The organism is Succinivibrio sp. (assembly GCF_045124615.1).
GTDB lineage: Bacteria > Pseudomonadota > Gammaproteobacteria > Enterobacterales > Succinivibrionaceae > Succinivibrio > Succinivibrio faecicola.
The window spans coordinates 1-2342 of sequence record NZ_JBGVMC010000027.1 but is presented as its reverse complement, the minus strand read 5'-3'; the positions used below and the strand labels follow the sequence as shown (position 1 = coordinate 2342).

Annotated in this window: 2 protein-coding genes; both read left to right on the top strand. The window is 33.6% G+C overall.

What is annotated here, in order from left to right:
* The first annotated feature begins 455 nt into the window (after positions 1–455).
* Positions 456–1457: an ROK family protein gene (locus ACJML3_RS00660; protein ID WP_406019721.1), complete on the top strand. Its 1002-nt coding sequence runs from the start codon at positions 456–458 to the stop codon at positions 1455–1457.
* Between the two features lie 138 nt (positions 1458–1595).
* Positions 1596–2342, top strand: a 747-nt coding sequence (locus tag ACJML3_RS00655; RefSeq protein ID WP_406019720.1) for a WYL domain-containing protein, incomplete at its 3' end; no start/stop codon positions are given.

The window sequence follows — 2342 nt, the reverse complement described above, 5'->3', positions numbered from 1 at the left end:
GGTCACAACACCTTGGCCTCCACGGCCATGTAATCTAATCTGAAGCATTACGGCTCCTTATCTAGTGTGTTATGAAAATGGCTATTACAGCCGCTAAAAATAATTTTAGAACTAACTTATTATTTGACAAATTTTTTTTGTTAAACTTGAAAATACTGATGTAAATAGTTTTACTGAATGCTTAGAATTATCAAATCAGATAAACAAGCCGTTCCTTTAGGTATTTATATGATTTGTAAGAAAAATAATTATTAAAATATATGTCATAAAATAAAATTATTTACAAACATATCTATAAACTATATGTACACCAAAATTATAAAAATATTGCTTGAATTATAATGTATTATATATGTTAGCTATAACTAACTATAGAAATTTAACGCATTTAAATTTGAGATCTTATTAAAAAAAATGTATTATTAAACCTAGTTTAATAACTTGGTTTCAATATTATGCATAAAAATTTGACCATTACCTCAAAATCTATAAGAGAGCAGAATCTCCATTTAATTAGAAAAGCTCTTCATGATGAACAGGTATCAACCACATCTGTTCTACACGAAAAAACAGGTCTTAGTGTTGTTACTATAAATAAGTTGCTAAACCTTCTTATAAGTTCAGGTGAGGTTATTGAAGGTGACAAAGGCTGCAGCGTAAACGGAAGACCAGCTGCAACATACAGATTTAATGAGATGAACAAGCTCATTCTTATTCTTTCTGTATATCATCGTTCAGGTCATAAATATGTCGGCTATTCGGTTCATAATCTTTTTGGTGAATGCCTAGAGAGAAGAGAGGAGCTTATCGATGATAAGCAGACATATACTAATGAATTTAAAAACGGTATGGAACGTTATATCGACAGATATAAAAAAATTGCAATCATAGGTGTTTCAATGCCGTCAGATGATGTAGGCGGCCGTGTTGGCTCCGCTATCCGTCATGATTCACATGCATCAAGACTGTCATCTCATCTTGAAAAACAGTTTAATCTTCCTGTTTTCTTTGAAACTGATATTAATGCTGCAACTCTTGGTTGTTACAAGAGACTAAAAGATCAAGAATGTGTATCTGGAATTATTCTGATACCAGGAAAGATTCCAAGCTGCGGATTCTGCTACAACGGTCAGGTTCTAAGAGGTAAGGATGGTATGGCAGGCGAAATCAGATATTTCCCTATGTATAACGATGTTGGTGTTCTGCCAATTGAATCGCTGCAGGCTGACGATCTTGCCATAAGAACTATTAGAGCAATTATGTGTGTGTTAAATCCAGGATATGTTTCAATCTATACAGAAAGTTTAAAACCAGGATTAATTGACAGACTTAGAAAACAGCTTTCAACTCCAGCAGAAGAAGCATTGCTTCCTAAAATTGAAATCTCGGATGTTCTTCGTGAAGATACAGTTTCAGGTATGGTTTCCATGTGCCTAGAAAAGCTAGAATCGTTATAGATAAAGTTCATAGTGATCAAATAATGTGATTTTTAAAGAAAATTACATAAAATATAAAAAAAGTTTAAGAATAAATAAAAACTATACTATAATTGTTTTAACAATATAGTATTGGAATAAATCATCAAAGGGAGCTCTATGGCACGACCAAAAAAAATTGCATCACTTACAAAAGCTGATAAAAAAACATCTACGATGGCTAACAAATGGTCTAGATTAAGAAGAATTGAGTTTATTGATTTCAGATTGTGCGTTGACGGTAAAATCAATAGAGCAGATCTGGTTTCTTTTTTCAATATTTCAGTTCCTCAGGCTTCACTTGATTTATCCTATTACAGAGAGCTTGTTGAAAAGGCAAAACCTTCAAGAACAAATCTTATTTATGACAAGCATCTGAAAGTTTATGTAAGAGCAGATGATTTTATTCCTATTTTCCCAAACAGATGTTCACCTGAAACATTCTTTTCTGATCTGAAGATGGTTTCAACCAATCAGCTAGATGCAGATCGCTGTTTCTTTGGTTTTACCCCTGATGTTGGTGTTGCATCATTACATAATCCAAGAAGGATCGTATCTCCTGAGATTATGTGTAACCTTATTGATGCCATGAGAGCTCATCTTGTACTTCACATTGTTTACAGTTCTGTATCATCAAACAAGAAAGATGACTATCTGATTGCACCTCATTCATTTGGCTTTAACGGTCTGCGCTGGCATGTAAGAGCATACTGCTATGATTCACATACTTATAAGGACTATGTTCTTACAAGAATAGTATCAACAGAAAAACCTCGTACAGCAGCTCCATCTGATCGTTTCCCTGATCCTATTGGTAACGGTTTTAAGGAAATCGGTACTGGTGGCAAGGATGATAAAGACTGGAAT

Excerpts from the sequence above, each read along its gene's own strand:
- ACJML3_RS00660 (WP_406019721.1), top strand. The coding sequence starts at position 456 with ATGCATAAAAATTTGACCATTACCTCAAAATCTATAAGAGAGCAGAAT.